This is a genomic window from Streptomyces sp. NPDC087906, from assembly GCF_055584925.1.
Window position 1 is genome coordinate 116,197 of the sequence record NZ_JBVJLC010000006.1, and the last position, 25,431, is coordinate 141,627.

The following is a 25,431-nucleotide window of genomic DNA, read 5'->3' on the forward strand; positions in this document are numbered from 1 at the left end:
CGCGCGTACGATCGACAGGTGTGCGGCTCCGGTGTGAACACCGCGTCGCACCGGCCGTGTTGAGGGACACGGTGCGCGTGATGACTACCGCTGCCCACGCCCCGCCACCACGCGCGGCGTCCGGAGCGGCCACCGACCGCACCCTCCGCCGGAGCCCGCATGCCCGCGTCACCTTCCGCGTCCCCCGATGTACCGCAACTCCTCGGCGCCCCGCGCCCCGAGCCGGGCGCCGCTTCGGTCGTCATCGTCGGCGCCGGTCCCCGCGCCACCGGGCTGCTGGAGCGGATAGCGGCGAACGCGGCCGAACTCTGGCCCGCGCGAAGGCGGTTGGAGATCGAGCTGGTCGACCCGTACCCGGCGGGACCCGGCCGGATCTGGCGGCACGACCAGTCGCCGCTGCTGCGGATGAACTCGATGGCCGAGGACGTCACCATGTTCACGGACAGCAGCTCCGACATCGAGGGCCCGATACGGCCAGGACCCTCGCTCGCCGAATGGGCGGCAGGCGTCTCGGGACGCGCCGCCCGCCATCTGCCGCACACGCCGCCCGCCGACCCGGGAGTGCGCGCCGAACTGGCCGCGCTCGCCCCCACCGACTTCCCGACCCGCCGCACCCAGAGCGCCTATCTGGACTGGGCCCTGCGCCGGGCGCTCGCCGAGCTGCCGCCGCACATCACCGTACGCGTCCACCGCACCACCGCACTCGCCCTCGACGGACCGCCCGACGGGCCGCAGTCCGTCACCCTCGCCGGACGCCAGGCCCCCCTCACCGCCGATCTGGTGATCCTCACCCAGGGGCATCTGGGCTCGCTGCCCCGCGCCGAGCACAGCGCACTCGCGGCCTTCGCCCAACGGCACGGCAGGGTCTACGTACCGCCCGCCTTCACCGCCGACGCCGACCTGTCCGCGATCGCCCCCGGCGAGCACGTCGTGCTGCGCGGGCTCGGACTCGCGTTCGTCGATGTGACGGCGCTGCTCACCGAAGGCCGCGGCGGACGCTTCAGGCAGGAGCCGGACGGCACCCTCAGCTACCTCCCCTCGGGACGCGAACCCGTGCTGCACGCCGGGTCGCGGCGCGGCGTGCCGTACCACTCCAAGACGGACTACCAGCTCCAGGGCCCCCGCCCGCCGCTGCCCCGCTACTTCGGCCCTGACACCGTGGAGCGGCTGGCCGCCGAGGGCCGCCCGGCCCCGCTGGATCTGCGCGCCGACCTGTGGCCGCTGATGGCGAAGGAGATCGGCTTCGGCCACTACCACGAACTCTTCCACGCCCACCCGCGGCGCACCGCGCTGAGCTGGGACGACTTCCTCGCCGGCTACGACCGCCACGACTGGTACACGCAGCCGATGCGCGACCTGGTCGCAGCGGCCGTCCCCGACCCCGCCGACCGGCTGGACTTCGAGGCGCTCGACCACCCGCTGGCCGGCGCCACTTTCCCCACCCCAGAGGCGTTCCAGCAGCACATCCGGCAGTACGTCACCGCCGACATCGCCCGCAGGGCCGACTCCGCACACAGCGCCGACCTGGGCGCCTTCCTCGCCCTGCTCTCCGTCTACGGCCAGTTGCCGGGGATCGTGGCCGCCGGCGGACTCAGCGCCCACTCCGTGCGCGACCACGTCGACGGCTGGTGGCAGGGCTTCTTCAGCTTCCTCGCCTCAGGCCCCCCGGGCTTCCGGCTGCGCGAACTCCACGCCCTGTCCCGGGCGGGCGTGGTCCGGTTCACCGGCGCGGGCCTGCGCGTCGAGACCGACGAACACACCGGCACCTTCCTGGCCTCCGGCGCCTCCGTACCCGGACACACCGTCAGGGCCACCGCACTCGTCGAGGCGTATCTGCCCACCCCGTCACTCGACCGCACGGAAGACCCGCTGCTGCGCCGGCTGTACGGAGCGGGCGAGGCCGGCGAGGAGGTCATCGAGGACGCGAGCGGCGGCTACCACTCGGGCCGGCTCGCCACCGTACTGCCCGACGGGCGGATCCTGGCCCCCGGCGGCGGACCGCACCCCCGGCGGATCGCGCTCGGCCACGCGACCAACGGGCGGGCCGTCGCCGCCTTCGCCAGGCCGCGCACCGACGCACCGGCGTTCCGGCAGAACGACTCCGTCGCCCGCACCCTGCTGCGCACCCTGTCCGCACCGCGTTCCGGCAGCGGCATGCCGGCGCCGTCCGACGCACTGCTCCCCGGAGGCACCACGTGACCCCGAAAGCCGCGAAAGTGAACTGGCCGCGCGTCACCCGCGAGGTCGCCGACGACCTCGCCGTGGACGCTTCGGCCCGCGACCAGGCGGGGAAACCGCCGCTCGACGAGGTGGCCCGGCTGCGTGAAGCGGGGCTGCTCGCCCTGCTGACCGCACCAGGCCCCGGCGGCCGGGGCACGGACTGGGCCACCGGCTGCGCCGTGATCCGGGAGATCGCCGCCGCCGACGGATCCGTCGGCGAACTCGTCGGCAGGCACTACGCGCTGTCCTGGAGCGGCCGCTTCTTCGGCACCGCCGAAACGGCGGAGCGGCTGGAGAAGAAGGCGGTGGCGCGGCAGTGGCTCTGGGGCGGCGCGCTCGACCTTCCGGAGGCCGACCCCGGCCTCGCGCTGACCCCGGCGGGTGACGGCTATCTGCTGCACGGCCGCGAAACGCTGGCCGCGGGGGTGGGCGTCGCCGACCGGCTGATCCTCGGCGCCACCCTCGACAGCGGCGATGTCCTCGTCGTGCAGGTCGACCCGGCCCACCCGGGCGTCACCGCCGACCGGCCCGCCGAGCGCTACGGGCAGCGGCTCGCCGGCGGCGGCGGTGTGGAGTTCGACGCGGTGCCGGTGGCCAGGACGGAGCTGATCGGGGCGCTGCCGCGCGACGAGCACGCGGTGCCGCCCGCCGCCACGCTCGCCTCGCTCGCGATCCGGCTGGTCCTCGTCCACACCGCGCTCGGGATAGCGGAGGGGGCGCTGGCCGAGGCGAGGGACCTGCTGCGCTCGGCGCCCGGCAGTTGGCAGCCGGCCGGCGAGGACGGCCAGGAGAGTGTGGTGCGGCCGAGCCACGACCCGTATGTCCTCCTCGCCTACGGCGAGTTGGCGACCCTGGAGCGCAGCGCCGCCGCCGTGGTCGACCAGGCGACAGGGGCCCTCGCGCACGGGCTCTCGGCAGGACAGGAGTTGGGGGTGGAGGAGCGGGGCGACATCGCCGTCCATGTGGCGGTGGCCGAGGCCGTCAGCGGGGAAGCCGCGACCGGCATCACCACCCGGCTGCTGGAACTGGCGGCGGGCGCCGAGGCGGCGGCTCCCACCGGACTCGACCGGTTCTGGCGCAACGCCCGGATGGTGACGGCCCGTCAGCCGGCCGCGCGCAGACTGCGGGACATCGGGGACCACTACCTGAACGGCACCCACCCGCGACTGGCCTTTCCGGTCTGACCCGGCCGGTTCGCCGCCGCCTCCGCCGGGGCGGCGACGAACCGGGGGTACGGGGTCAGCGCACGCCGAACGGTCAGCTCACGTCGAGCGCCGCGTCGTCCACCACGAACGAGGTCTTCAGCTTGCTGCCCTCGGTGCCGGTGAACTTCACCGTGACCGTCTGGCCCGCGTAGCCGCTGAGGTCGAAGGTGCGCTTGGTGTAGCCGCTGGCCGCGTTGGTGTTGGAGTAGGTGGCCAGGGTGGAGAGTACGGTCCCCGAGCTGTTCACCACCTGCGCCTTGAGGGTGTCGTAGGCGGTGCTGCCGGTCTCCGCCGTGTCGATGTGCAGCCAGAAGCTGAACGAGGCGGCGCAGCCCGCCGGGATGGTCACCGACTGCGCGAGGGTGCCGGTGTTGGCCGTGCCGCGGCCGTTCAGCCACGCCTTGTACGAACCGCCGTGGGCCGCCTGGCCGGTGCTGGAGGTGATGACGCCGGAGGTGGCGCTCCAGCCCGAATTCCCCGACTCGAAGCCGGGGTTGGCCAGAAGCTGGCCCGCGGTGCAGTCGTCGTTGCCGCCGCCCCCACCGCCGCCGCCGCCGGTCGACCCCTCGCCGGACAGCCAGGCCGTGGCGTTGAGCGCGAGAGCGGCGTTGGTCGCCGACGGGTCGTTCCAGCCGTCGTACAGCGTGTCGCCCGAAGCGCCGGTGCCGTCGTCGATCGGCGAGCTGTCACCCCAGATCGCCACCCGGCCGCTGCCGAAGGTGCTGGTGACGAAGAACGCGCCGGTCGTGCCGGTCTGGCTGGAACCCGAGCGCCAGACCAGGCCCTTGACCGCCGCGTTGTCGGCCGGCTTCAGGGTGAAGGTGGTGCCGTTCGCGATCAGACTGCCCGTCACCTTGCCGAAGGCGCCGTTCAGTACGGGGTTGGAGCTGTCGGTGATCGCCTTGGGCGTGCCGGAGCTGACGTCGAGCAGGTCGACCGAGAACCCGAACGGGTCGGTGTTGTCTACGCCGTTGCTGGTCATCAGGTCGTTGATGACCTTGGGGGAGTCGTAGCCGTCGTTGTTGCGGTCGCTGTTGTTGTGGTCGGAGATCAGGAAGAGACCGCCGCCCGCCTGGACGAACTTCAGCACCGCGGTCTTCTCGGCCGTGCTGAGCCGGATGTTCGGCTCGGGCAGCACGAACGTGTCGAAGTTCTTCAGGTCGAGCGCGCCGGAGCCGCCGTAGGTGATGGTGCTGCCGCTGGGCAGCGTCTTGAGGCTGTAGTCGCCGGTCTTCTGGAGCGCCACACCCCAGGCGGAGAGCCCGCCGGTCCAGTCCTTCTCGCTCGACGGCGAGGAGTCCTGCGACAGCGGGTCGGGCTGGCTGCTGCTGATGACCCAGTCGGCGTTCCCGGCCTGTTCGGCCTTGGAGTTGTCGAAGAGCACCCGGTGGGTCGCCGCGGCGGCGGCGGGCGCCGCCGCGGGGGCCGCGGCGGTGGCCGAGAGGCCGGGTCCCGCCGCGACGACGCCGAGCGCCGTGGCGGTCGCCGCGAGCAGCAGGCGGGACTTTCTTGATCTGAGTATCCGCGTTCTGGGCATCCGTCAACCTCCGTATGGGGGTGGGGTGAAGAGGGTGCGAGACAGTGCTGTGCCCGTGCGTGGGCCGAGCGAGGGGCAGGTGCGAGAGATGATTCTGCGCGCGTAGACCCCGGAAGCGGAAGACCGCAGCGCTACAGATCGATGAACATTTCCCGGCTTCCGCCGCCCCGCCGCGTACGGCGGCCGCGCCGCCGTCACCCGCACCGGACGGCCGGTGACGGAAGGTAATGTGCGGACGATGACCACCACAGCCGGTTCAGCACCCGCGGTCGAGCGCCTCGACGTCTCCGTCTACACCGTGCCCACCGAGCGCCCCGAGGCCGACGGCACGTTCGCGTGGGCCGCCACCACGCTGGTGCTCGTCGAAGCCGTGAGCGGCGACGCCACCGGCCTCGGCTGGACGTACGGCCCGCCGGCCGTCGCTTCGGTGGTCACCGGTCAGCTCGCCGGGACCGTAACCGGAAGCGGAGCGTACGACGTGCCGGCGGCCCACCGCGCGATGAGCCGCGCGCTGCGCGACACGGGCCGCTCCGGGATCGCAGGCCGCGCGCTCTCGGCCGTCGACATCGCCCTGTGGGACCTGAAGGCCCGGATCCTCGGCCTGCCGCTGACCGCCCTGCTCGGCGCGGTGCGGCCGGAGGTCCCGGTCTACGGCAGCGGCGGCTTCGTCGGCGACAACCTGCGGCAGATGGAGGAGCAACTGCGCGGCTGGACCGAGGAACTCGCCCTTCCGCGCGTCAAGATCAGGATCGGCGAGTCCTGGGGCGGCGCGCCCCAGCGCGACCTCGACCGGATCCATCTGGCCCGCCAGATCATCGGCGACGGCTGCGAGCTGTACGTCGACGCCGCCGGCGCCTACAGCCGCAAGCAGGCGGTCCGGGTCGCCGAGGCGTTCGCCGACGACGTCGTCAGTTGGTTCGAGGAGCCGGTCCCCTCGGACGACCTGGCGGGGCTCCGCGAGATCCGCGACTCCGTCACCGCCGAGGTCACCGCCGGCGGACACGGCCACGACCTGCCCTACTTCGCCCGGATGGCCGAAGCGCGCGCCGTCGACTGCCTCCAGGCCGATGTCACCCGCTGCGGCGGCATCACCGGCTGGCTGCGCGCCGCCGCCGTCGCCGAGGCACACGGCCTGGAGATCTCCGGCCACCGCGCGCCCCACCTCCACGCACAGGTCGCGGCGGCCGTCCCCAACCTCCGGCACCTGGAGTGGTTCCACGACCATGTCCGCGTCGAGAGCGACCTCTTCGACGGTGTGCTCGACCCGGCGGGCGGCGCCGTCAGCCCCGGCGCCGCAGGGGCACCGGGGCTGGGACTGACCTTCAAACGCGCCCACGCGGAGCGGTACAGGACCGGCTGACCGGCCCGGCGTACGCCGTCAGCACAGCTCGCGCGGGAAGGCGAGGCTCCAGTTCCGCGAGAACACCCGCCGGGCCCCCTCGTACGCGTCGAGCGTGGCGTGCAACTTGAACTCGTGCTCGTCGGAGGTGAGTTCGGTGCTCGTGACGGTACGCGTCTGCCAGTCGTCGCGGCCGAACGTCATCGTCCACGTCGACTCGCCCCGTACGGAGGAGAAGTCGTCGGCGACCGACGAGTACCGCTCGAAGGCCCGCTTGCCCGCGTCGAGGTTGATGTCGTCGTAGTGGGTGACCCCGTTGTCCTTGACGATCTCCAGCACCGAGCGGTAGTCCACCAGGTCACGGGAGACCGTCCAGCGCTGCTCGGGCGGCTGCTTCAGCGTGGTGGAAATCGGCGGCGCCCCCTCGGGCTCGCCGAACGGCCGCCCGCCGTCGCCGTCGGCTCCGTCCACGGGACGTACCGGTAGCGACAGCGAACTGCGCCCCGTGTACACGGACAGGTGCACGGGCCGGGGCGGCGGCCAGGCGAGCGGCCAGTACGACGTCGACAGCGAGAGCCGGACGCGGTGTCCCGGCGGGAACGCCTGGGCCACCCCGTTGAGTTGCACCTGCACCCGGTAGCGGCGGCCGGGTTCGAGCGGCTCCGGCTCGTCGAGACCTGAGCGGTGGGTGAGGTTCAGCAGCCCGTAACTGACCCTGGTCGCCCGGCCGTCCGGGGCGACGTCCGACAGCCGGGCCGCGATCATCGCGACCGGCTCGTTCACCGTGACGTCGAGTTCGACGGTCGGCGCGCCCAGGATCTCCAGCCGCTCCGTCAGCTCGTCGCTGTCGAAGACGAGCGAACCGCCGTCCTCCTCCCGCTGGTCGTAGGGCAGGTCGGGCGGGGCGTTGTACGACGCCCACTTGCCGGCGAACTGCCCGACCGACAGCGGCGACTGGACGGACAGCACCGACTCGGCCACCTCTTCGTCGGGCCCGGCGATCCGGTGCGGCGCGAGGGAGGAGCTGATCCGCTCGATCTTCGGCGAGGGCCACTGCTCCTCGCTCACCCACCGGCCGGGACGCTCCTCGTACGAGGTCGAGGGCGGCACGCTGTCCTGCATGTACGTCCGCAGCATCGGCCCGTCCATGGCGCCGTTGTCGGCGTCCTTCAGCCAGTGGTCCCACCACCGCACGACCTCCTGCAGATAGCCGATCGCCGGCCCCGGCTCCCCGAGATGGGGGAACTTGTGCGACCACGGGCCGATCAGCCCCTTGCGCGGCGCGTCGAGATGCTCCAGCAGCCGGGTCACCGCGTTGGAGTAGCCGTCCGCCCAGCCGCTGGACGCCAGCACGGCGCACTCCACCGCCGGGTAGTCCTCACAGACCGAGGCGTGCCGCCAGTAGTCGTCGCGCTGCTGGTGGCGCAGCCACTCGGCCACCCAGGGGCCGCTGCCCGCCAGCCGCTCCAGCCACATCTCCCGCCACCGGTCGCCCACCAGGGCGGGATCGGGGGGACAGGTGGCGTAGGCGAACATCGTGCCCGCCTCGGCGAGGTTGTCGGACAGCATGCAGCCGCCCATGTAGTGCATGTCGTCGGCGTACCGGTCGTCGGTGAAGGACGCGATGACGATCGCCTGGAGCCCCGGCGGTCGCCGCGCGGCGACCTGGAGCGCGCTGAAGGCGCCCCAGGAGATGCCCATCATGCCGAGCCGCCCGTCGCACCACGGCTGCTCGGCGAGCCAGGCCAGCACCTCCTCGGCGTCGCGCTGCTCCGTCTCCAGGTACTCGTCGAGCAGGACGCCGTCGGACTCGCCCGTACCCCGGATGTCGACCCGGACGCAGGCGTAGCCGTGCCCCGCCATGTACGGGTGGTGGATGGAGTCCCGGACCGAGGACAGGTCCCGCTTGCGGTACGGGATGTACTCCAGCACCGCGGGCACCGGATCGTCGTCCGACGACACCGGCCGCCACACGTGCGCGGAGAGCCGGACGCCGTCCGAGACGGGGATCCAGACATGCTCCTTTTCCTTGACGGGATGGGGCAGGTCGGTCACCGAACGCATTACCGCGACTCATCTCCCTCTGTCGTCGCTCCGTCGATCTCGAAATTCATCAGGCCGACGCAGCGCTCGTACTTGGCGCACAGATCGGCCTCGCTCGCCGCGCCGATGAACAGGTGCGCCAGCTCGAAGCTGTAACTGTCCTGCCCCGGCATGTCGGAAAGCCGCTGGCCTTCCTGGGGAACGACATCGATGGTCACGCCCGGGATCTCCGCCTCGATCCGCTTGATTTCGTCGGCGCTCGGGACGCGGCGCGCCACGCCGTCCTCGAACCGGCGGTAGTACCACTTGGCCGCGACCTCGTAAGGCCCCTTCTCGTCCGGCATATGGGGAGCGTCACCGAGGGCGAGACGCAGCATGCAGTGGTGGTTCGACACACCGTCCACATATTCGAACATCTCGGCGTGCGACTGGGAATGCCGGGGATTGATCTCCAGCAGACCGATCTCGTCGGTCTCCGCGTTGTAGAAGTACTCGATGCTGAACGTCACCGAGTTGAGCCCGATCTGCCGGATCACCCGCACCGAGATGTCCTTGAGCCGCTGGACCACGCCGTCGGGCAGGCTCGACGGATACTGGTGGCGCAGAAAGCAGGCGCTGTCCGGATAGGTGAGCGAGTCGAGCGCCCCGTACACCGTCACCTCGCCGTCGTACACATATCCCTCGACCGCGACCTGTGCCCCCGTCAGGGCCTCTTCCGCCAGACAGGCCTGGCCGCCGACGTCGGAGATCTCGGCGGGAATGTCCAGATGGCTCAGGACCGTCTCGAAGGGCTCGCCGATACGGGAGATGCCGTCACGTATCTCGGCCACGGCCTCCTGGAACTCCTTCTCGTCATTGACCCCGAAGGCCAGGTCGGAGGAGAAGGACTTGACCGGCTTCAGCCAGAGCGGATATCGGAGCCCCTCGGGGACGGCCGCCTCGCCTTCGAGGTCGACAATTCCGAAACCCGGTATCTCGCTGATGACCTTCCGCTGCTCAAGGCGGCTCCAGTACTTGTGCTCGCACTTGATGATCGACTCCAGGCTCGTGCTGCGCAGCCCGTACTTCTCGCACAGGATCGGCACCAGCGAACTCACCGGGAAATCCCAGTAGCCCACAATGGCGTCGACCGTGCCGTCGAAATCGTCCAGCTCCTTCTCCGCCTTGGCCAGCAGTCCGGCGATGTCGATGTCGCCGAACTGCAGCTCTTCGATCGTCAGCAAGGGGCGGAAACGGTACCGGTCGGCGCCCGGCACCCTTTCCAGCGTCTCCCTGTTGAGGTCGTCGAGCCCCATGACGAATATGTTGGCCGGAACCATCAAAAACTCCCTGTCGGTCGAACTCCCGGTACGGCGCACCGGGCTGGATTTTCGGGTGCCCGACCGATCCGTTCTCACACCGAGGGCGAAGTTCCGCCTCCCCGCTACCAGCTCACCACCAGCGATTTCGGCCCGCGGATGAGCCCCTTGCGCTGCCAGGGCGTGCTCCCTGCGGGACCGGTCAGCCGCAACTCCGGGAACCGGGCCAGCAGACCGGCGATCAGCACCTCCGACTCCATCCGGCTGAGCATCGCGCCCATGCAGTGGTGCGGGCCGTGGCCGAACGCCAGGTGCGCGACGCCCTGCCGGTCGAAGTCCACCGAGTCCGGCTCGGCGAAGACCGCCGGATCGCGGTTCGCCGCCAGGTACGACGCGTACACGGCGTCACCCGCCCGGATCAGCACCCCGCCGATCTCCACGTCCTCGGTGGCGATACGCGGCAGCCCGACCCCGTTGCGGTGCGGGATGTAGCGCAGCAGCTCGTCCACCGCCTGCGGCAGCAGAGCGGGCTCGGCCCGCAGACGGGCCGTCAGCTCCGGCCTGGTCAGCAGCAGATACACCATGTTGGCGCTGTTGTTGCGCACCGCGTGCGCGCCGCTGACCAGCACCGCAGTCGCCAGCGACACCGCCTCCTCGGCTGTGATCTCCCCCTGCGCCAGCGCCTCCGCGAGCACCCCCGCCAGATCCTCGGCCGGCTCCGCACGCCGTCGCGCCAGCAGCTCCTCGACGTACTCCTTGATCTCAGCCTTCGCCGCCCTGCTGCGCTCGGGCCCCGGACCCGACGAGAGGACCAGGTCCGGCCACGCGGCGAACCGGGCGCGCTCGTCACGCGGCACACCCAGCAGGTCGCACACGACGGCCAGCGGGAAGGGGCCGTGCAGCCGCTCCATCAGATCGGCCGGCGGTCCCTGCCGCTCCATCGCGTCGAACAGCTCGTCGGCGGTGCGCTGCGCCAGCGGCCGCAGCCGCTTGGTGTTGTGTCCGGTGAAGGCCCGGATCACCACCTTGCGCAGTTTGGTGTGGTACGGCGGATCGGCGTAGTTCAGCGCCGCCTTGGACGCCACCCGATGACCCGTCGCCCCGGTCACCTCGCGCTCCAGCAGGGCGCTGCGGCTGAACCGCGGGTCGGACGTGACCGTCCTGACGTCCTCGTAGCGGGTCACCAGCCACGCCTCGCGCTCCGCACCGAACGGCAGGCTGACCCGGGCGACCGGCTCGTGGGCGAGCAGGTCGGACAGCAGCGGATCGAAGTCCAGCGCCGGCAGGTCGTCCAGCGGCCAGACGTGTGCGGCGGGCCGGGTGTGTGCGACGGGACAGGAGGCGCCGGCGGGTCCCTCCGCCGGCGCCTGCTCGGTCATCGGTTCACTCGTCATGGCTGCGGGTTCTCCCGGTGCTCGGTGACTGCGGTCGCCCGGCGGTCACTCTGCGTGCCGGAACCACTCGTACGGACGGCTGGTCGGATCTCCGTCTCCATGTCTTACCTGGCGTCACGCCCGCCACGCGCGCACGCTCCGTAGTCACCCGAGCGGAGCCGTACCGGCGGGAGCCCCGGGTTGCGGGCTGCCGGACCAGCCCGGAGTGTGGGCCGGAGTCGGGCCGCAATTCACCATGAACCAACAAAGGAGAGCGTGTCGTGGCGACCCTGTGCAAACCCGCAGTATCGGTTCCTGAGCATGTGATCACAATGGAAGACACGCTCGACCTCGCACGTTCGCTGCACCCGGACCACCCCCAACTCCCGCTGGCGCTGCGGCTGATCGCCAACACCGGAGTGGCGAAGCGGCATCTCGTGCAGCCCATCGAGGAGACGCTGAAGCACCCGGGATTCGAGGACCGCAACCGGCTCTACGAGGCCGAGGCGAAGTCGCGGGTGCCCGCCGTCGTCAACGAAGCCCTCGACCAGGCCGAGTTGCGTGCGCAGGACATCGACATGATCGTCTATGTGTCCTGCACCGGCTTCATGATGCCCTCGCTGACGGCCTGGCTCATCAACACCATGGGCTTCCCCAGCCACACCCGCCAGCTCCCGATCGCCCAGCTCGGCTGCGCGGCGGGCGGCGCGGCCATCAACAGGGCGCACGACTTCTGCGCCGCCTACCCCGAGGCCAACGTCCTCATCGTGGCCTGCGAGTTCTGCTCGCTCTGCTACCAGCCCACCGACCTCGGGGTCGGCTCGCTGCTGTCCAACGGGCTGTTCGGGGACGCCGTCGCCGCCGCCGTCGTACGCGGCAAGGGCGGCACCGGTATCGCGCTGGAGCGCAACGCCTCCCACCTGGTGCCCGACACCACCGACTGGATCGCCTACAGCGTCCGCGCCACCGGCTTCCACTTCCTGCTGGACAAGCGGGTGCCCGGCACGATGGAACCGCTGGCGCCCGCGCTGCGCGCGATGGCCGCCGAACACGGCTGGGACGCCACCGGGCTCGACTTCTACATCATCCACGCCGGCGGCCCGCGCATCCTCGACGACCTCAGCCGCTACCTCGAAGTCCCGCCCGAGGCCTTCCGGTTCAGCAGGTCCACGCTCACCGAGTACGGGAACATCGCCAGCGCCGTCGTCCTCGACGCCGTCCGCAGGCTCTTCGACGAGGGCGGCGTGAGCGACGGCGCCCAGGGCATCATCGCCGGCTTCGGGCCCGGCATCACCGCCGAGATGGGCCTCGGCCGGTGGACCACGGACACCGCCGAACTCACCCTGACGGAGCGTCAAGTTCTCACCGCGCCTGTCCGAAGAGCAGAACAGACCCCCGCTACCGAACCGGTGAGCTGACGATGACAAGCACGACCGACGAGACACCCCCCACCGGCGAGAGCGCGCCGGTCCGCTTCTGGGCCGTGCCCGACCTGCCCGGCCTCGACTTCGACCCGTTCCTCGACACCATGCTGCGCGAGGATCCGATCAGCCGGATCCAACTCCCCAACGGGGAGGGGTACGCCTGGCTCGTCACCCGCTACGAGGACGTCAAGGCCGTCACCAACGACCCGCGCTTCAGCCGGCGGGCCGTCGTCGGACGGTCCGTCACCCGGCTGGCCCCGCACTTCATTCCGCTCGACGACGCGGTGGGCTTCGCCGACCCGCCCGACCACACCCGGCTGCGCCGCTCGGTCGCCAAGGCGTTCACCTCCCGCAGCGTCGCCCAGGTCGAGCTGCGCGCCCAGCGGATCATGGACGAGCTGGTCGACGCCATGGAGCGCGACGGCGCGCCCGCCGACCTGATGACCCATGTCAACGGGCCCTTCCCGCTCGCCGTGGTCAGCGAGATCATGGGCGTCCCCGAGCAGGACCGCCCGCTGATGCGCGGCTGGACCGCCTCGATCCTGTCCGCCACGCACGGCCGCGCCCACAGCGACCAGGCCAAGGCGGAGATCGGCGGCTACTTCACCCGACTGCTGGACCGTCCACGCGCCCCCGAGGACGAGGATCTCACCGCGCAGCTCTCGCGGGCCGTCGCCGCCGACGAGCTGAGCCTCGCCGAAGCCGTCGCGCTGGCCGTCCTCATCCAGGTCAGCGGCGCCCACGCGGTGACCAACAACAGCGCCAACATGCTCTACGCCCTGCTCACCCACCCCGAGCAGTTGGCCCGGCTGCGCGCTGAGCCCGCCCTGATGCCCGCGGCCATCGAGGAACTGCTGCGCTTCATCCCGCACCGCAACGGCGTGGGCCTCGCCCGTATCGCCACGGAGGACGTCACCGTCAGCGGCGTACGGATCAGCGCGGGCGAGGCCGTCTACGCGTCGTACGTCGCCGCCAACCGGGACCCGGACGTCTTCGCCGACCCCGGACGGCTCGACTTCGACCGCGGCCCGACCCCGCACCTCGCCTTCGGCCACGGCCCGCACTACTGCGTCGGCCCGATGCTGGCCAGGCTGGAGTCGCGGATCACCCTCGCCACCCTGCTGGACCGGCTGCCGGGGCTGCGGCTCGCGGTACCGCGCGAGGAGGTCCGCTGGCGCCGCAGCGCCCTCATCCGGGGCCCCGAGACCCTGCCCGTCACCTGGGACACCGCCGGGAGCGCCGGATGACCGACCTGACAGCCGCCCGTCCCGCACCGGCCGGCACGACGACAGGGGCTCGCGCCACCGAGGGCCTGGTCGTACCGCCTGGCGCGGGGACCACCATCCGGACCGCCGCCCAGGAAGTCACCTTCAAGGTCACCGGCGAGCACTCCCGGGTCTCCTCCAGCTTCGAGGTCGTCGTCCCGCCGGGTTTCGACGTCGGCGCCCACCGGCACACCCGCAGCGAGGAGTTGTTCTACGTCCTCGACGGCGAGCTGGACGTCCTCGCCTTCGAGCCGCGCGTCCTGAGCGGCGACTGGCGGCACTGGGAGTCGGAGTCGGGGCTCACGGCGGTACGGGCCACCCGGGGCACCGTCATCGTCGTACCGCCGGGCTGTCCGCACGCCTTCGCCAATCGGAGCGAAAGCCCGGCCACGATGTTTTTCCAGGCGTCACCGCCCACCGACCACGAACGGTACTTCGAGGAACTGCTCGACATCCTCAAGGAGGACCGGCCGCCGGACCCCGAGGCCATCGCCGACCTGCGGGTGCGCTACGACATCGAACAGCTCACCCCGCTGCGCCACGACGCCTGACGGGTCGCAGGCCCGGCCGCCGAAGGCGCGCGAGCGCGTGGACGCACGCGTATGGAGCTGAGCTTCGCGGCCATGGGCCGGCGGCAGGACCGGCACTTGACTGGACGCATGACCGAGACACAGCAGATCCCGAACACCGCACACAACACCCACACCCTGGTGATCGGCGGCACCGGCAAGACAGGGCGCCGGGTCGCCGACCGCCTCACCCTCCGGCACGTCCCGGTACGGATCGGCTCGCGCGGCGCCGCACGCCCCTTCGTCTGGGAGAAGCCGGACACCTGGGAGGCGGCGCTGGACGGCATCGGCGCCGTCTACATCACCTACTACCCGGACCTCGGCTTCCCCGGCGCGGCCGAAGCCGTCGGCGCCTTCGCCGAACGCGCCGTCGCACACGGCGCCCGCAGGCTCGTGCTGCTCTCCGGACGTGGCGAGGAGGGCGCGCACGCGTCGGAGGACCGGATGAAGGAGTCCGGCGCCGACTGGACCGTGGTCCGGGCCAACTGGTTCGCCCAGAACTTCAGCGAGAGCTTCTTCCTGGAGCCCGTACGCGCCGGTGAGCTGGCCCTGCCGACCGGCGACGCCGTCGAGCCGTTCGTCGACGCCGACGACATCGCCGACGTCGTGACGGCCGCGCTCACCGACGACCGGCACATCGGCAGGACCTACGAACTCTCCGGGCCCCGGCTGCTCAGCTTCGGTGACGTGGCGGCCGAGCTGACCAAGGCCACCGGACGCGACATCGCGTACGTCCCGGTCACCCTCGACGCCTACCGGGCCGAACTGGCGGAGAACGGGCTGCCCGCCGACTTCGCCGAGCTGTTCGGACTGATCCTCGACGGCCGCAACGCCCACGTCACCGAGGACGTGCGCGAAGTCCTCGGGCGGGCGCCCCGCGACTTCGCCGACTTTGCGCGCGACGCGGCCGCCACCGGGGTGTGGCACGGCTGACCCGGCGCCCCGTACTGCCTCCCGCGGCCGGTACGGTCGTTCCCGGGCCACCGGGAACGGCCGTTTCCGGACAGCTCCGCAGCCCGCGCGCACATCACGGTTAGTGTGTGCGCACGAGCCCCGCCCGAGACGGCGGAGCGCGGCGCGAATCCAGGGAGGAACCCTGCCATGGCGGCAGAGACCACAGACCGTCCGCACGGCCGAGGGCCGGGGCTGCGCGCCCTGCTGGCCGGAGGCGGCCGCTCGTACTCCTTCGAGTTCTTCCCGCCCAAGACCGAGGCAGGCGAGCGCACGCTCTGGAACGCGATCCGGCGCATCGAGCCGCTCGCTCCCTCCTTCGTCTCCGTGACCTACGGCGCGGGCGGCTCCTCGCGCGACCGGACGATCGACGTGACCAAGCGCATCGCCGCCGAGACCACACTGCGCCCGGTCGCCCACCTCACGGCCGTCGGCCACTCCGTCGCCGAACTGCGCCATATCGTCGGCCAGTACGCCGACGCCGGCATCCGGGACGTACTCGCCCTGCGCGGCGACCCGCCGGGCGACCCGCGCGCCGAATGGGTGCGCCATCCGGACGGGTTCGCCCAGGCCAGCGAACTGGTCACGCTCATCAGGGAGTTGGGCGACTTCACGGTCGGCGTCGCGGCCTTCCCCGAGCGCCACCCGCGCTCACCCGACTGGGACAGCGACGTACGCCACTTCGTCGCCAAGTGCCGGGCGGGCGCCGACTACGCCATCACCCAGATGTTCTTCGACGTGGACGACTACCTGCGGTTGCGGGACCGGATCGCCGCCGCCGGCTGCACGACCCCCATCATCCCGGAGATCATGCCGGCCACCGACGCACGGCAGATCAAGCGCTTCGCCGAACTGAGCGACGCGCGCTTCCCCGCCGAGCTGGCCGAGCGGCTGGAGGCGGCGCGCGGCGACGCGGAAGCCGGCCATCGCATCGGGGTGGAGTACGCGACGGCCATGGCCGAACGGCTGCTCGCCGAGGGCGCTCCCGGGCTGCACTACATCACCCTGAACCGCTCCACGGCGACGCTGGAGATCCACCAGAATCTAGGAGTGAGCGCGCCGCGCGGCAACGCGCAGGTGCTCGCCCCGCGCTGACGGCGGTCCCGGCCGGCCCGGCAGGATCCGGACGCGGCTGGACGTGTGCGGCGGTTGGACGCAGGAACATGGACCTGAGATCCGGGGCCATGTTCCCGTGTCCCCGGCCGCACTTGACTGGCTCCATGAGCTTCGACCGGATGACAACGACCACGGCGACCGCGACGACCCAGCGGCGGCAGAGCCGCGCCACGGTGCCCCTGCTGACGATCGGCACCGTCACGACGGGGCTGATGGCTGGCCTCTTCTTCGCCTTCGACATCTCCGTGATGCCCGGCCTCGCGCACACCGACGACCGTACCTACGCCGAGGCCATGCAGAACTTCAACGCGGCCATCGACGGCAGCGGACTGTTCCTGCTGGTCTTCAGCGCCGCGCTGGTCGTGACCGCCCTGGCGGCCGTACTGGCGCACCTCGGCGGCCTGCGCCCGCTGGCCCGCCGGGCCGGGGCGGCAGCCGCGCTCTACCTCGTCGCCGTGATCATCACCTTCGCCGTGGACATCCCGCTCAACGACGAGCTGGCCGCCGCCGGAGACCCCGGCCGGATCACGGACTTCTCCGTCGTCGACGACTTCAGGTCCACCTGGGTCGCGACCAACATCGCCCGCACCCTGCTCTGCACGGCGGCCCTCGGCGTCCTCACCCGCGCCCTGCTGCTGGCGGGGGCGGACCGCGGGCCAACCCGACCGGCCGGCTGAGGATCCGATCGGCCGTCAGCCGCCGTCCTGGCGCGGCCGGCGCATCGTCAGCGAGGCGCGGCTGCGCCGCAGGAAGTCCCGCTCCGCCGCGTTGCGGGTGTGCGCACGCGCCGCGTCGTACGCGGCAGCCGCCTCCGGGATCCGGCCGAGCCGGCGCAGCAGATCGGCGCGGACGGCGTGGAACGCGTGGTAGCCGTCCAGCTCCAGGGCGTCCACGAGCGCCAGCGCGGTGCGCGGCCCCTCCACCTCGGCCACGGCCACCGCCCGGTTGAGCGCCACGACCGGACTCGGGCTGAGGACGAGCAGGTGGTCGTAGAGCCGCAGGATCTGCTCCCAGTCCGTGTCGGCGACGGTGGGCGCCTCGCTGTGCACCGCGTTGACCGCCGCCTGGATCTGGTACGGGCCCGGCCTGCCGCCCTCGACGCAGCGCCGCGCCAGCGCCTGGCCCTCGGCGATCAGCGCCCCGTCCCAGCGGCTCCTGTCCTGCTCGGCCAGCGGCACCAGACCCACGTCAGGGGCGGTGCGGGCCGGCCGGCGGGACTCGACGAGCAGCATCAGCGCCAGCAGGCCGACGACCTCCGGGTCGTCCGGCAGCAGATCGGCCAGCAGCCTGCCGAGCCGGACGGCCTCCGTGGACAGGTCCTCGCGGATCAGGTCGTCGCCCGAGCTGGCGGCGTAGCCCTCGTTGAAGATCAGGTACACCACGGCCAGCACGCCCCGTACCCGCTCGGGCAGATCGGCCTCGGCCGGGATCCGGTAGGGGATCCCGGCGTCCCTGATCTTGGCCTTGGCCCGCACCAGCCGCTGGGCCATGGTCGGCTCGGGGACCAGGAACGCCCGCGCGATCTCCGCCGTGGTGAGCCCGCCCAGCAGCCGCAGCGTCAGCGCGACCCTGGCCTGCTCGGAGAGTGCGGGATGGCAGCAGGTGAAGATCAGCCGCAGCCGGTCGTCGGTCACGGGACCCTTGTCGACCGGTTCGTCGACCGGTTCGTCGCGCGCGTGCAGCAGGGCGGCCTGGAGGTGCCGGTCGGTGCGGGACGACTCGCGGCGCAACCGGTCGATCGCGCGGTTCTTGGCGGTGGTGACGATCCAGCCGGCCGGGCTCGGCGGCAGCCCGTCGGCGGGCCACCGTTCGAGCGCCGTGGTGAACGCGTCCTGGACCGCTTCCTCGGCGATGTCGATGTCACCGAAGACCCGGACCAGGACGGCCACCGCGCGGCCGTAGGCGCTCCGGAAGACCCTTTCGGCCTCCCGGGCGCCCACCGCCGTACCGCGTGCCGTCAAGCCCCGGTCCCGCCGTGGAACGGGCGGACCTCGATGGGCAGGGTGGACGCGAGCGCCGCCTTGCGTCCCCAGGCCAGCGCCGCGTCGAGATCGGGCGCCGCGACGATGCACAGACCGCCGAGGAACTCCTTGCTCTCGGTGTACGGACCGTCGGTGACCAGGGTCTCGGTGCCGTGCGACCGTACGACGGTGGCCGTCTCGGGGGAGTGCAGCCCACCCGCGAAGACCCACGCCCCCGCGGCCTTCAGCTCCGCGTGGAAGGCGTCGAGATTGCGGCCGATGTCCGCCAGTACCTCGGGCGCCGGCGGCTCCCCGCCGGGCTGCATGACGCTGAGCAGATACTGCTTCATGGTGGTCCTCCTCCGCCGTGGTGCCGGTTTCTCCGGCTCTCACCCTCTGTACGAACGGACCACGGCCGGATCGACACTCTCAGCCTACTGGCGTCGGCGGAGCCGCCTCCGCCTCCTCCTCGGCCAGCCGCTGCATACCGTTCGTGGTCTTCAGCGGCTTCTCCTTGATGAAGACGACCGTGATCAGGGCGAGCAGCGCGAAGGGCGCCGCGACCAGGAACAGATCGGCCGTCGCCACACCGTAGGCATGTTCCACGATCTCGCGCATGGCGGCGGGGAGCTTGGACAGGTCGGGCACGGCGCCGCTGCCGGAACCGCCGGACTGCGCCTGTCCCGACTCGCCGAGGCTCTTGGTCATCTCGGCCGACACCCGGTTGGCCAGCACGGCGCCCAGCACGCTGGTGCCGATCGTGCCGCCCATGCTCCGGAAGAACGACAGGACTGACGTGGCGGAGCCGAGCTGCGAGGCGGGTACGTCGTTCTGGGCGGCGAGCACCAGGTTCTGCATCAGCATGCCGATCCCGACGCCGAGGATCGCCATGTAGAGGCTGAGCAGGCCGAATCCGGTGTCGTCACCGATGGTCGACAGCAGTCCGAGGCCCACGGTCATGATCACGGCGCCCGCGACCAGATACCGCTTCCACTTGCCCGTGGCGCTGATGATCTGCCCGGCGACGGTCGACGACACCAGCAGACCGAGGATCATCGGCAGGCTCATCAGCCCCGCGACGGTCGGGGACTTGCCCAGCGATATCTGGAAGTACTGCGAGAGGAAGACGGTGCCGCCGAACATGGCCACACCGACCAGCAGGCTCGCGACCGTGGTCAGCGTGATGGTGCGGTTGCGGAAGATGGTCAGCGGGATGATCGGCTCGGGGACCCGCATCTCCACCAGCACGGCGGCCACCAGCAGGACCACACCTGCGCCGGTCAGCGCTGCCGTCTGCCAGGACGCCCAGTCGAACTGGTTGCCCGCGAGGGTCGTCCAGACGAGCAGCGAGCAGACCCCGGCGATGATCAGGAAGGCACCCAGGAAGTCGATCTTGACCTCGCGCCGGGTGGTGGGGAGCTGAAGGGTGCGCTGGAGCAGCAGGATCGCGGCCAGCGCGAAGGGCACGCCGATGAAGAAGCACCAGCGCCAGCCCAGCCAGGACGTGTCGACGAGGACCCCGCCGATCAGCGGCCCGGCCACGGTACCGATGGCGAAGACGGCGCCGAAGATGCCGGAGTACTTGCCGAGCCTGCGCGGCGGGATGACCGCCGCCATGACGACCTGGGCGAGCGCGGTGAGACCGCCGGCGCCGGCGCCCTGGACGACACGGCTGAAGATGAGCAGCCCGACGCCCTGCGAGAAGCCGGCCAGCAGCGACCCGGCGACGAACATGCACAGCGAGAGCTGGAGCAGCAGCTTCTTGTTGAAGAGGTCGGAGAGCTTGCCCCACAGCGGCACGGTCGCCGTCATGGCCAGCAGCTCGGCGGTCACGACCCAGGTGTACGAGGACTGGCTGGCGCCGAGGTCGGCGATGATCCGGGGCAGCGCGTTGGCCACGACGGTACTGGCCAGAATGGCGACGAACATACCTGCCATAAGTCCGGACATCGCCTGAAGTATCTGGCGGTTGGACATGGAAGTGGGCGCCTCTTCCGGCGCCTCGATAGCGGTCACGTTGTCCTTCTTCGTCGGTCCATGGTCGATTGCTCGGGGAAGAGCGGTCAGGGGGTGAGGCCGGCGGCCAGCCGGTCGAAGGTCTCCTGGAACACGTCGGGGAAGACGGCGTCGGGGGCGCGCGCCGACCAGTGCTCGACACTGACCCGTACGGCGGTGCCGGCGACGGCGGCCAGCAGCCGCGGATAGAGACCGGGCGCCGGGGGACCGGCGCCACCCGGGGCGGCGGGCCCCAGCCGGGTCTGGATCGCCTCGGCCAGCTCCAGCTCCTCGGCCATGTGCACCCCGAGCCCGCGCACCAGCAGGTGCGGGGAGCGCTGGAGGACCTGGGCGCGCAGATTCCATATCTCGTGGCGCTCCGCCACGTCGGCCAGCTCGGCGGCGAACGCGCCGCGTACGGCTTCGAGCGGCGGCAGCGCCGCGGGTGCCTCGCGCACGGCGCGCCGGATCCGCTCGCCGACCTCGCGGTCGATCATCACGAACGCGTCGTCGTGACTGTCGAAGTAGTTGAAGAACGTGCGCGCCGATACGCCGGCCGCCTCGCTGATCGCCTCGACCGTGACGTTCTCCGCGCCGTGCTCCGCCGCCAGCCGTACCGCGGCCTCGGCGAGAGCGGTACGCGTCGCGAGCTTCTTGCGCTCACGCAGACCTGGTCCGGTCCCCTTGTTCACCACATGTTGCAGAGTACGCAAAAGTGCAGACCCTGCAAAATCAGGTGCGGGCGCCCGTTCGGGCGACGGATTCCCGGCCACGTAGGCTGCCCGTCATGGAGCAACGTGTACTGGGCAGGACAAAGCGTGACGTCTCGGTCGTCGGACTGGGCACCTGGCAACTGGGCGCCGACTGGGGCGATGTCAGCGAGTCGGACGCCTTCGCCGTCCTCGACGCCGCCGTCGAGTCGGGCGTAACCTTCTTCGACACCGCCGACGTGTACGGCGACGGCCGCAGCGAGCAGCTCATCGGCCGCTATCTCAAGGAGCGCCCGGACGCCGGGATCTTCGTCGCGACCAAGATGGGCCGCAGGGCCGAGCAGCGGCCGGAGAACTACGCCCTGGACAACTTCCGGGCGTGGAACGACCGCTCGCGGGCCAACCTGGGCGTGGACACCCTCGATCTGGTGCAACTGCACTGCCCGCCGACGGCCGTCTACGCGACGGACGCGGTCTTCGACGCGCTCGACACCCTCGTCGCCGAGCGGCGGATCGCCGCCTACGCGGTGAGTGTCGAGACCTGCGCCGAGGCGCTCGCCGCCATCGCCAGGCCGGGCGTGGCGAGCGTGCAGATCATCCTCAACCCGTTCCGGCTGAAGCCGCTCGAAGAGGTGCTGCCCGCGGCGCGCGCGGCAGGCGTCGGCATCATCGCGCGTGTCCCGCTCGCCTCCGGGCTGCTGACCGGGAAGTACACCAAGGACACGGTCTTCGCCGCCGACGACCACCGCACCTTCAACCGGCACGGCGAGGCGTTCGACCAGGGCGAGACCTTCTCCGGCATCGACTTCGAGACGGGTCTCGCCGCCGCCGCCGAATTCGGCGAACTGGCCCCCGAGGGCGCGACCCCGGCCCAAACCGCGCTGCGCTGGATCATCCAGCAGCCGGGCGTCACCAGCGTCATCCCCGGCGCCCGGTCCGTGGCCCAGGCGCGCGCCAACGGAGCTGCCGCCGCGCTCGCCCCGCTGCCGGAGGCGACGCTCGACGCCGTCCAGGAGCTGTACGACCGACGGCTCAGGGCGTCGATCCACCCGCGCTGGTAGAAATCCGAAAAATACTAAAATCACGAAGATATGGCTGGTTGGATAGCGCTGACGTGGCCGGACAGGCGGCACGGACGCAAGAGTTGGTCGTTTCTGTGGCTGTATCGCGTCCGGCCATGTAGCGTCTTGATCAGCTGTCGTGGTTCCGAAGTACCGCTCGCCCGTGACGTGCAGTCACGGGCGTTTGTGCTGTTCAGCGTCTCTGCGGACCAAGGCGATCACCTCCGGGTTTCCGTACCGTGCGGGAACCTTGCGTCCCAGATTCGGAGTTTTCGGCATGGCCAGTGGCACCGTGAAGTGGTTCAACTCGGAAAAGGGCTTCGGCTTCATCGCGCAGGACGGCGGCGGCCCCGACGTCTTCGCGCACTACTCGAACATCGCGACGTCGGGCTTCCGTGAGCTCCAGGAAGGCCAGAAGGTCACCTTCGACGTCACGCAGGGCCAGAAGGGCCCGCAGGCGGAGAACATCCTCCCCTCGTAACACCGCAGTCGGACCACGCCCCCAGGGGCACGGACGACAGGGCGCCGGCCCGGTGGGAATCCCCACCGGACCGGCGCCCGCCGCGTTTCCGGAACCCGGCGGGTACGCACCTGAACCCAGCCGTTTCTCCAGGTCGGCGCCCTCACACCCCCCTTATGCCTGTCTCAGATGGCGCAATGGGCCGGTACCGGGGTGTTATGTAACAAAGCGTGCGTCCTTACGGACGTGCGGTGACCAACAGGGTGTGTGCCACCCATGGAGTTCGGCAAAGGGAGCCGCGCCATGTCTCTTGACCCCCAACCCGTACAGAACGACGATCCGCCCGTGGAGCCCGGCAACGAGCCCATACGAACCCTGCTCTGGACGGCGGCCACCATCCGGCCGCTGGACGAGGTCGCCGCACTGGTCAGCCTCCTCAAGCGCACCGGAGAGTTCCCCAGCCCCGGTGACGAAGCCCTGCGAGCAGCGGCGGTCTCCCGCCCGGTCGACGAGGTCAGGCAGCTCGTCGCCATGCTCAACGAGCCGCCGCACGAGACCGACGAGGCCGACACGGCGCTGCGCGCCGTCGCGGTCGGCCGGTCCATCGAGGACGTCGCCCACCTGGTGAACATCCTCGGCTCCGAGGAGGACGAGCCGGGCGCCCCGGCCGCTCCCCGGAGCGCGCCCCCCGCGGACGGCCACGCCGGCGACCGGCCGGTCGCCGAGGAGCAGCGGTTCGCCGAGCCTGCGGCGCAGGAGCGGCAGCCCGAGCCCGCCGTACGCCTGGAAGCGCCGGTTCCGCCGGCCGGGGCCGCGGCGCGTACCAGCACGGCCTCCGGCGCGCCCGCCGCGCCCGCGCGGCGCAGGACCAACCCGGTCGCCGGCCGGGCGGCCGACCGGACGGTCTCGCCCGCCCTGCGCTCGGTGCTGCGCTGGCCCGCCGCCGTCGCGCTGCTCGTGATCGGCGTGATCCATCTGCCGACCGACTTCGCGGGGCTGCGCTCCGGCGGGTACGCCAACGGCGTCTCGCTCGTCGTCACCGTGCTGTGTCTGGTGCTGGCCGTGCTGCTGGCGGTCCAGGACACGGTCTGGGTCTGGGCGGCGAGCGCCCTGGCCGCGGTCGCGATCGTCGCCGCGCACTCGGTGGCGGCGGGCTTCGGCACCGTCCATCTGCTGGCGAACAGCCTGGGCAACTCGTTCGGCTGGGCGACCACGGCCGCCGTGGTCTGCGCCGTCCTCGCCGCCGTCCTGTCGGGCTCGGCCCTGAGCCGCCGCCAGAAGACGGCGGGCGCCCCCACCGACGCCTGAGCCACGCGAGCCGCACAACGGCGCGCCCCCCGACGGATCCGTCCGCCGGGGGGCGCGCCGCTGTACTGAGTCCGCGGTCGCTAGGCCGTCGGGGTCGGTGCCGGGGTGTCGCCGTCGGTCGGCTTGCGGGCCGACAGCGGCGCCGCGATGTCTTCGAGGGACTTGCCCTCGGCCGCCACCGCGAACACCACCGCCACCAGGCCGGCGAGCACCATCAGGGAGGCGCCGATGCAGAAGGCGAGGACGGCGTCGCCGACGTTCCCGCTGGAGGTGAGGCTGGAGAAGAGCAGCGGGCCCGAGATACCGCCGGTCGCCGTACCGATCGCGTAGAAGAACGCGATGGCCATGGCCCGGGTCTCCATCGGGAAGACCTCGCTGACCGTCAGATACGCGGAGCTGGCGCCCGCCGACGCGAAGAACAGCACCCCGGCCCAGCAGATGGTCATGGTCGTGGCGTTCAGCCAGCCGCTGTTGAACACCCAGGCGGTGACGAACAGCAGCAGGCCGGAGAGGATGTAGGTGCCCGAGATCATCTTCCGGCGGCCCACGGTGTCGAAGAGCCGGCCGAGCAGCAGCGGGCCGAGGAAGTTGCCGAAGGCGATGGCGGCGAAGAAGTAGCCCGTCGAACCGCTGGAGACGTCGAAGAAGTTCACCAGGATCGAGCCGAAGCCGAAGGTGATGGCGTTGTAGAGGAACGCCTGGCCGACGAAGAGCGAGAAGCCGAGAATCGCCCGCTTGGGGTACTGCTGGAAGAGTGACTTGGCGATCTCGCCGAACCCGACGGAGCGGCGCTGCTCGATGGTGATGGCCGCGCCGGGTTCCGGCAGCGGCTTGCCCTTCTCCGACTCGATCTGCCGTTCCACGTCGTCGACGAGTTCGTTCGCGCCCGCCGACTGCCCGTGGATGAACATCCACCGGGGGCTCTCCGGGACATGCCGCCTGACCAGCAGGATGACCAGGCCGAGCACCACCCCGAGGGCGAAGGTGAGCCGCCAGCCGACGTCCTTCGGGAAGATGTCGGTGTTGAGCGCCAGCACGGAGAGCAGGGCGCCGCCCATCGCGCCGAGCCAGTAGCTGCCGTTGATGATGAGGTCGACGCGGCCCCGGTACTTGCTCGGGATCAGCTCGTCGATGGCCGAGTTGATGGCCGCGTACTCGCCGCCGATGCCGAAGCCGGTGAGGAAGCGGAAGAGGAAGAACCACCAGACGGAGAAGGAGAGCGCCGTCGCCGCCGTCGCCGCGAGGTAGACGGCGAGGGTGATGAGGAAGAGCTTCTTGCGGCCGAACCGGTCGGTGAGCCAGCCGAAGAACAGCGCGCCCGAGCAGGAGCCCGCCACATACAGCGCGGCGGCGAGACCGGTGACCTGCGAGTCGGAGATCGGCAGTCCGCTGCCGTCCTCCGACAGCCGGCTCGCGATGTTCCCGACGACGGTGACTTCCAGACCGTCCAGGATCCAGACCGTCCCCAGTCCGATCACGATCATCCAGTGCCATCGGGACCACGGGAGGCGGTCGAGCCTCGACGGGACCTTGGTGGTGATGGTCCCCATCGTGGGGGCTCCGGAACGGCTCATGCTCTGCCTCCTGCTTGACAGC

The 25,431-nt window shown here is 71.3% G+C and carries 21 protein-coding genes; 12 read left to right on the forward strand and 9 right to left on the reverse strand.

Annotation, left to right across the window (positions count from 1 at the left end):
• Positions 1–159: 159 nt before the first annotated feature.
• Together ACZ63I_RS19400 and ACZ63I_RS19405 are read left to right on the forward strand one after the other, a co-directional pair.
• The gene (locus tag ACZ63I_RS19400) at positions 160–2,199 is read left to right on the forward strand and encodes an FAD/NAD(P)-binding protein (RefSeq protein ID WP_469340127.1); all 2,040 of its coding nucleotides are present in this window, start codon (positions 160–162) and stop codon (positions 2,197–2,199) included.
• A complete protein-coding gene (locus tag ACZ63I_RS19405) occupies positions 2,196–3,404 on the forward strand; it encodes an acyl-CoA dehydrogenase family protein (RefSeq protein ID WP_469340128.1) in 1,209 nt (402 codons plus the stop codon). The genes ACZ63I_RS19400 and ACZ63I_RS19405 overlap by 4 nt, the downstream gene beginning before the upstream one ends.
• Before the next feature lie 73 nt (positions 3,405–3,477).
• On the opposite strand, the gene ACZ63I_RS19410 is transcribed toward ACZ63I_RS19405, so the two are convergent.
• Positions 3,478–4,962 carry a hydrolase gene (locus ACZ63I_RS19410; protein ID WP_469340130.1) on the reverse strand — a complete coding sequence of 495 codons (1,485 nt, stop codon included), beginning with the start codon at positions 4,960–4,962 and terminating at the stop codon, positions 3,478–3,480.
• Positions 4,963–5,200: 238 nt separating this feature from the next.
• Here ACZ63I_RS19410 and ACZ63I_RS19415 point away from each other — a divergent pair, with 238 nt between their 5' ends.
• Positions 5,201–6,322 (forward strand): enolase C-terminal domain-like protein, encoded by a 1,122-nt coding sequence (locus ACZ63I_RS19415; protein ID WP_469340132.1) that lies wholly within the window; start codon positions 5,201–5,203, stop codon positions 6,320–6,322.
• 18 nt (positions 6,323–6,340) lie between these two features.
• Here the strand turns inward: ACZ63I_RS19415 and ACZ63I_RS19420 are convergent, their stop codons facing one another.
• The 3 genes from ACZ63I_RS19420 to ACZ63I_RS19430 form a co-directional block, all read right to left on the reverse strand.
• Complete coding sequence (locus ACZ63I_RS19420) at positions 6,341–8,365, reverse strand: CocE/NonD family hydrolase (RefSeq protein WP_469340134.1); 2,025 nt, start codon at positions 8,363–8,365, stop codon at positions 6,341–6,343.
• Positions 8,365–9,663 carry an ATP-grasp domain-containing protein gene (locus ACZ63I_RS19425; protein WP_469340135.1) on the reverse strand — a complete coding sequence of 433 codons (1,299 nt, stop codon included), beginning with the start codon at positions 9,661–9,663 and terminating at the stop codon, positions 8,365–8,367. Before ACZ63I_RS19425 ends, ACZ63I_RS19420 begins: the two co-directional genes overlap by 1 nt.
• Positions 9,664–9,767: 104 nt before the next feature.
• Positions 9,768–11,036, reverse strand: a complete 1,269-nt coding sequence (locus tag ACZ63I_RS19430) for a cytochrome P450 (RefSeq protein WP_469340136.1) — start codon at positions 11,034–11,036, stop codon at positions 9,768–9,770.
• A 260-nt stretch (positions 11,037–11,296) separates the two neighbouring features.
• Here ACZ63I_RS19430 and ACZ63I_RS19435 point away from each other — a divergent pair, with 260 nt between their 5' ends.
• The 6 genes from ACZ63I_RS19435 to ACZ63I_RS19460 all read left to right on the forward strand — a co-directional run bounded on the left by ACZ63I_RS19435 (position 11,297) and on the right by ACZ63I_RS19460 (position 17,017).
• Complete coding sequence (locus tag ACZ63I_RS19435; RefSeq protein WP_469340138.1) at positions 11,297–12,433, forward strand: type III polyketide synthase; 1,137 nt, start codon at positions 11,297–11,299, stop codon at positions 12,431–12,433.
• Positions 12,434–12,435: 2 nt separating this feature from the next.
• On the forward strand, positions 12,436–13,686 hold the full coding sequence (locus ACZ63I_RS19440) for a cytochrome P450 (protein ID WP_469340139.1): 1,251 nt from the start codon (positions 12,436–12,438) through the stop codon (positions 13,684–13,686).
• Entirely contained in the window at positions 13,683–14,255 is a 573-nt protein-coding gene (locus tag ACZ63I_RS19445) for a cupin domain-containing protein (protein ID WP_469340141.1), read from the forward strand. Before ACZ63I_RS19440 ends, ACZ63I_RS19445 begins: the two co-directional genes overlap by 4 nt.
• A gap of 108 nt (positions 14,256–14,363) precedes the next feature.
• Positions 14,364–15,206 carry an NmrA family NAD(P)-binding protein gene (locus ACZ63I_RS19450; protein ID WP_469340143.1) on the forward strand — a complete coding sequence of 281 codons (843 nt, stop codon included), beginning with the start codon at positions 14,364–14,366 and terminating at the stop codon, positions 15,204–15,206.
• A 168-nt stretch (positions 15,207–15,374) separates the two neighbouring features.
• Positions 15,375–16,319: a methylenetetrahydrofolate reductase [NAD(P)H] gene (gene metF / locus ACZ63I_RS19455; RefSeq protein WP_469340144.1), complete on the forward strand. Its 945-nt coding sequence runs from the start codon at positions 15,375–15,377 to the stop codon at positions 16,317–16,319.
• A gap of 140 nt (positions 16,320–16,459) precedes the next feature.
• Positions 16,460–17,017 (forward strand): anthrone oxygenase family protein, encoded by a 558-nt coding sequence (locus ACZ63I_RS19460; protein WP_469340146.1) that lies wholly within the window; start codon positions 16,460–16,462, stop codon positions 17,015–17,017.
• A gap of 15 nt (positions 17,018–17,032) precedes the next feature.
• On the opposite strand, the gene ACZ63I_RS19465 is transcribed toward ACZ63I_RS19460, so the two are convergent.
• The 4 genes from ACZ63I_RS19465 to ACZ63I_RS19480 form a co-directional block, all read right to left on the reverse strand.
• Positions 17,033–18,301 carry an RNA polymerase sigma factor gene (locus tag ACZ63I_RS19465; protein ID WP_469340148.1) on the reverse strand — a complete coding sequence of 423 codons (1,269 nt, stop codon included), beginning with the start codon at positions 18,299–18,301 and terminating at the stop codon, positions 17,033–17,035.
• Entirely contained in the window at positions 18,298–18,651 is a 354-nt protein-coding gene (locus ACZ63I_RS19470) for a YciI family protein (RefSeq protein ID WP_469340150.1), read from the reverse strand. Before ACZ63I_RS19470 ends, ACZ63I_RS19465 begins: the two co-directional genes overlap by 4 nt.
• A 79-nt stretch (positions 18,652–18,730) precedes the next feature.
• Positions 18,731–20,278 carry an MDR family MFS transporter gene (locus ACZ63I_RS19475; RefSeq protein ID WP_469340514.1) on the reverse strand — a complete coding sequence of 516 codons (1,548 nt, stop codon included), beginning with the start codon at positions 20,276–20,278 and terminating at the stop codon, positions 18,731–18,733.
• Between the two features lie 86 nt (positions 20,279–20,364).
• On the reverse strand, positions 20,365–20,991 hold the full coding sequence (locus ACZ63I_RS19480) for a TetR/AcrR family transcriptional regulator (RefSeq protein ID WP_469340152.1): 627 nt from the start codon (positions 20,989–20,991) through the stop codon (positions 20,365–20,367).
• A gap of 92 nt (positions 20,992–21,083) precedes the next feature.
• Between ACZ63I_RS19480 and ACZ63I_RS19485 the strand changes: the two genes are divergently transcribed.
• From ACZ63I_RS19485 to ACZ63I_RS19495, 3 genes are all read left to right on the forward strand, one after another.
• Positions 21,084–22,067 carry an aldo/keto reductase gene (locus ACZ63I_RS19485; RefSeq protein WP_469340154.1) on the forward strand — a complete coding sequence of 328 codons (984 nt, stop codon included), beginning with the start codon at positions 21,084–21,086 and terminating at the stop codon, positions 22,065–22,067.
• 277 nt (positions 22,068–22,344) lie between these two features.
• A complete protein-coding gene (locus tag ACZ63I_RS19490) occupies positions 22,345–22,548 on the forward strand; it encodes a cold-shock protein (RefSeq protein WP_041994569.1) in 204 nt (67 codons plus the stop codon).
• 282 nt (positions 22,549–22,830) lie between these two features.
• A complete protein-coding gene (locus ACZ63I_RS19495) occupies positions 22,831–23,835 on the forward strand; it encodes a hypothetical protein (protein ID WP_469340156.1) in 1,005 nt (334 codons plus the stop codon).
• A gap of 80 nt (positions 23,836–23,915) precedes the next feature.
• Here the strand turns inward: ACZ63I_RS19495 and ACZ63I_RS19500 are convergent, their stop codons facing one another.
• Positions 23,916–25,409 (reverse strand): MFS transporter, encoded by a 1,494-nt coding sequence (locus tag ACZ63I_RS19500; protein WP_469340157.1) that lies wholly within the window; start codon positions 25,407–25,409, stop codon positions 23,916–23,918.
• Positions 25,410–25,431: the final 22 nt, after the last annotated feature.

Bases quoted from the DNA above. Each gene is read 5' to 3' on its own strand.
- ACZ63I_RS19490 (WP_041994569.1), top strand. From the start codon at position 22,345: ATGGCCAGTGGCACCGTGAAGTGGTTCAACTCGGAAAAGGGCTTCGGC.
- metF (WP_469340144.1), top strand. From the start codon at position 15,375: ATGGCGGCAGAGACCACAGACCGTCCGCACGGCCGAGGGCCGGGGCTG.
- ACZ63I_RS19415 (WP_469340132.1), top strand. From the start codon at position 5,201: ATGACCACCACAGCCGGTTCAGCACCCGCGGTCGAGCGCCTCGACGTC.
- ACZ63I_RS19470 (WP_469340150.1), bottom strand. From the start codon at position 18,651: ATGAAGCAGTATCTGCTCAGCGTCATGCAGCCCGGCGGGGAGCCGCCG.
- ACZ63I_RS19475 (WP_469340514.1), bottom strand. From the start codon at position 20,278: ATGTCCAACCGCCAGATACTTCAGGCGATGTCCGGACTTATGGCAGGT.
- ACZ63I_RS19440 (WP_469340139.1), top strand. From the start codon at position 12,436: ATGACAAGCACGACCGACGAGACACCCCCCACCGGCGAGAGCGCGCCG.
- ACZ63I_RS19420 (WP_469340134.1), bottom strand. From the start codon at position 8,365: ATGCGTTCGGTGACCGACCTGCCCCATCCCGTCAAGGAAAAGGAGCAT.
- ACZ63I_RS19410 (WP_469340130.1), bottom strand. From the start codon at position 4,962: ATGCCCAGAACGCGGATACTCAGATCAAGAAAGTCCCGCCTGCTGCTC.
- ACZ63I_RS19450 (WP_469340143.1), top strand. From the start codon at position 14,364: ATGACCGAGACACAGCAGATCCCGAACACCGCACACAACACCCACACC.
- ACZ63I_RS19425 (WP_469340135.1), bottom strand. From the start codon at position 9,663: ATGGTTCCGGCCAACATATTCGTCATGGGGCTCGACGACCTCAACAGG.
- ACZ63I_RS19460 (WP_469340146.1), top strand. From the start codon at position 16,460: ATGACAACGACCACGGCGACCGCGACGACCCAGCGGCGGCAGAGCCGC.
- ACZ63I_RS19495 (WP_469340156.1), top strand. From the start codon at position 22,831: ATGTCTCTTGACCCCCAACCCGTACAGAACGACGATCCGCCCGTGGAG.
- ACZ63I_RS19485 (WP_469340154.1), top strand. From the start codon at position 21,084: ATGGAGCAACGTGTACTGGGCAGGACAAAGCGTGACGTCTCGGTCGTC.
- ACZ63I_RS19430 (WP_469340136.1), bottom strand. From the start codon at position 11,036: ATGACGAGTGAACCGATGACCGAGCAGGCGCCGGCGGAGGGACCCGCC.
- ACZ63I_RS19445 (WP_469340141.1), top strand. From the start codon at position 13,683: ATGACCGACCTGACAGCCGCCCGTCCCGCACCGGCCGGCACGACGACA.
- ACZ63I_RS19500 (WP_469340157.1), bottom strand. From the start codon at position 25,409: ATGAGCCGTTCCGGAGCCCCCACGATGGGGACCATCACCACCAAGGTC.
- ACZ63I_RS19400 (WP_469340127.1), top strand. From the start codon at position 160: ATGCCCGCGTCACCTTCCGCGTCCCCCGATGTACCGCAACTCCTCGGC.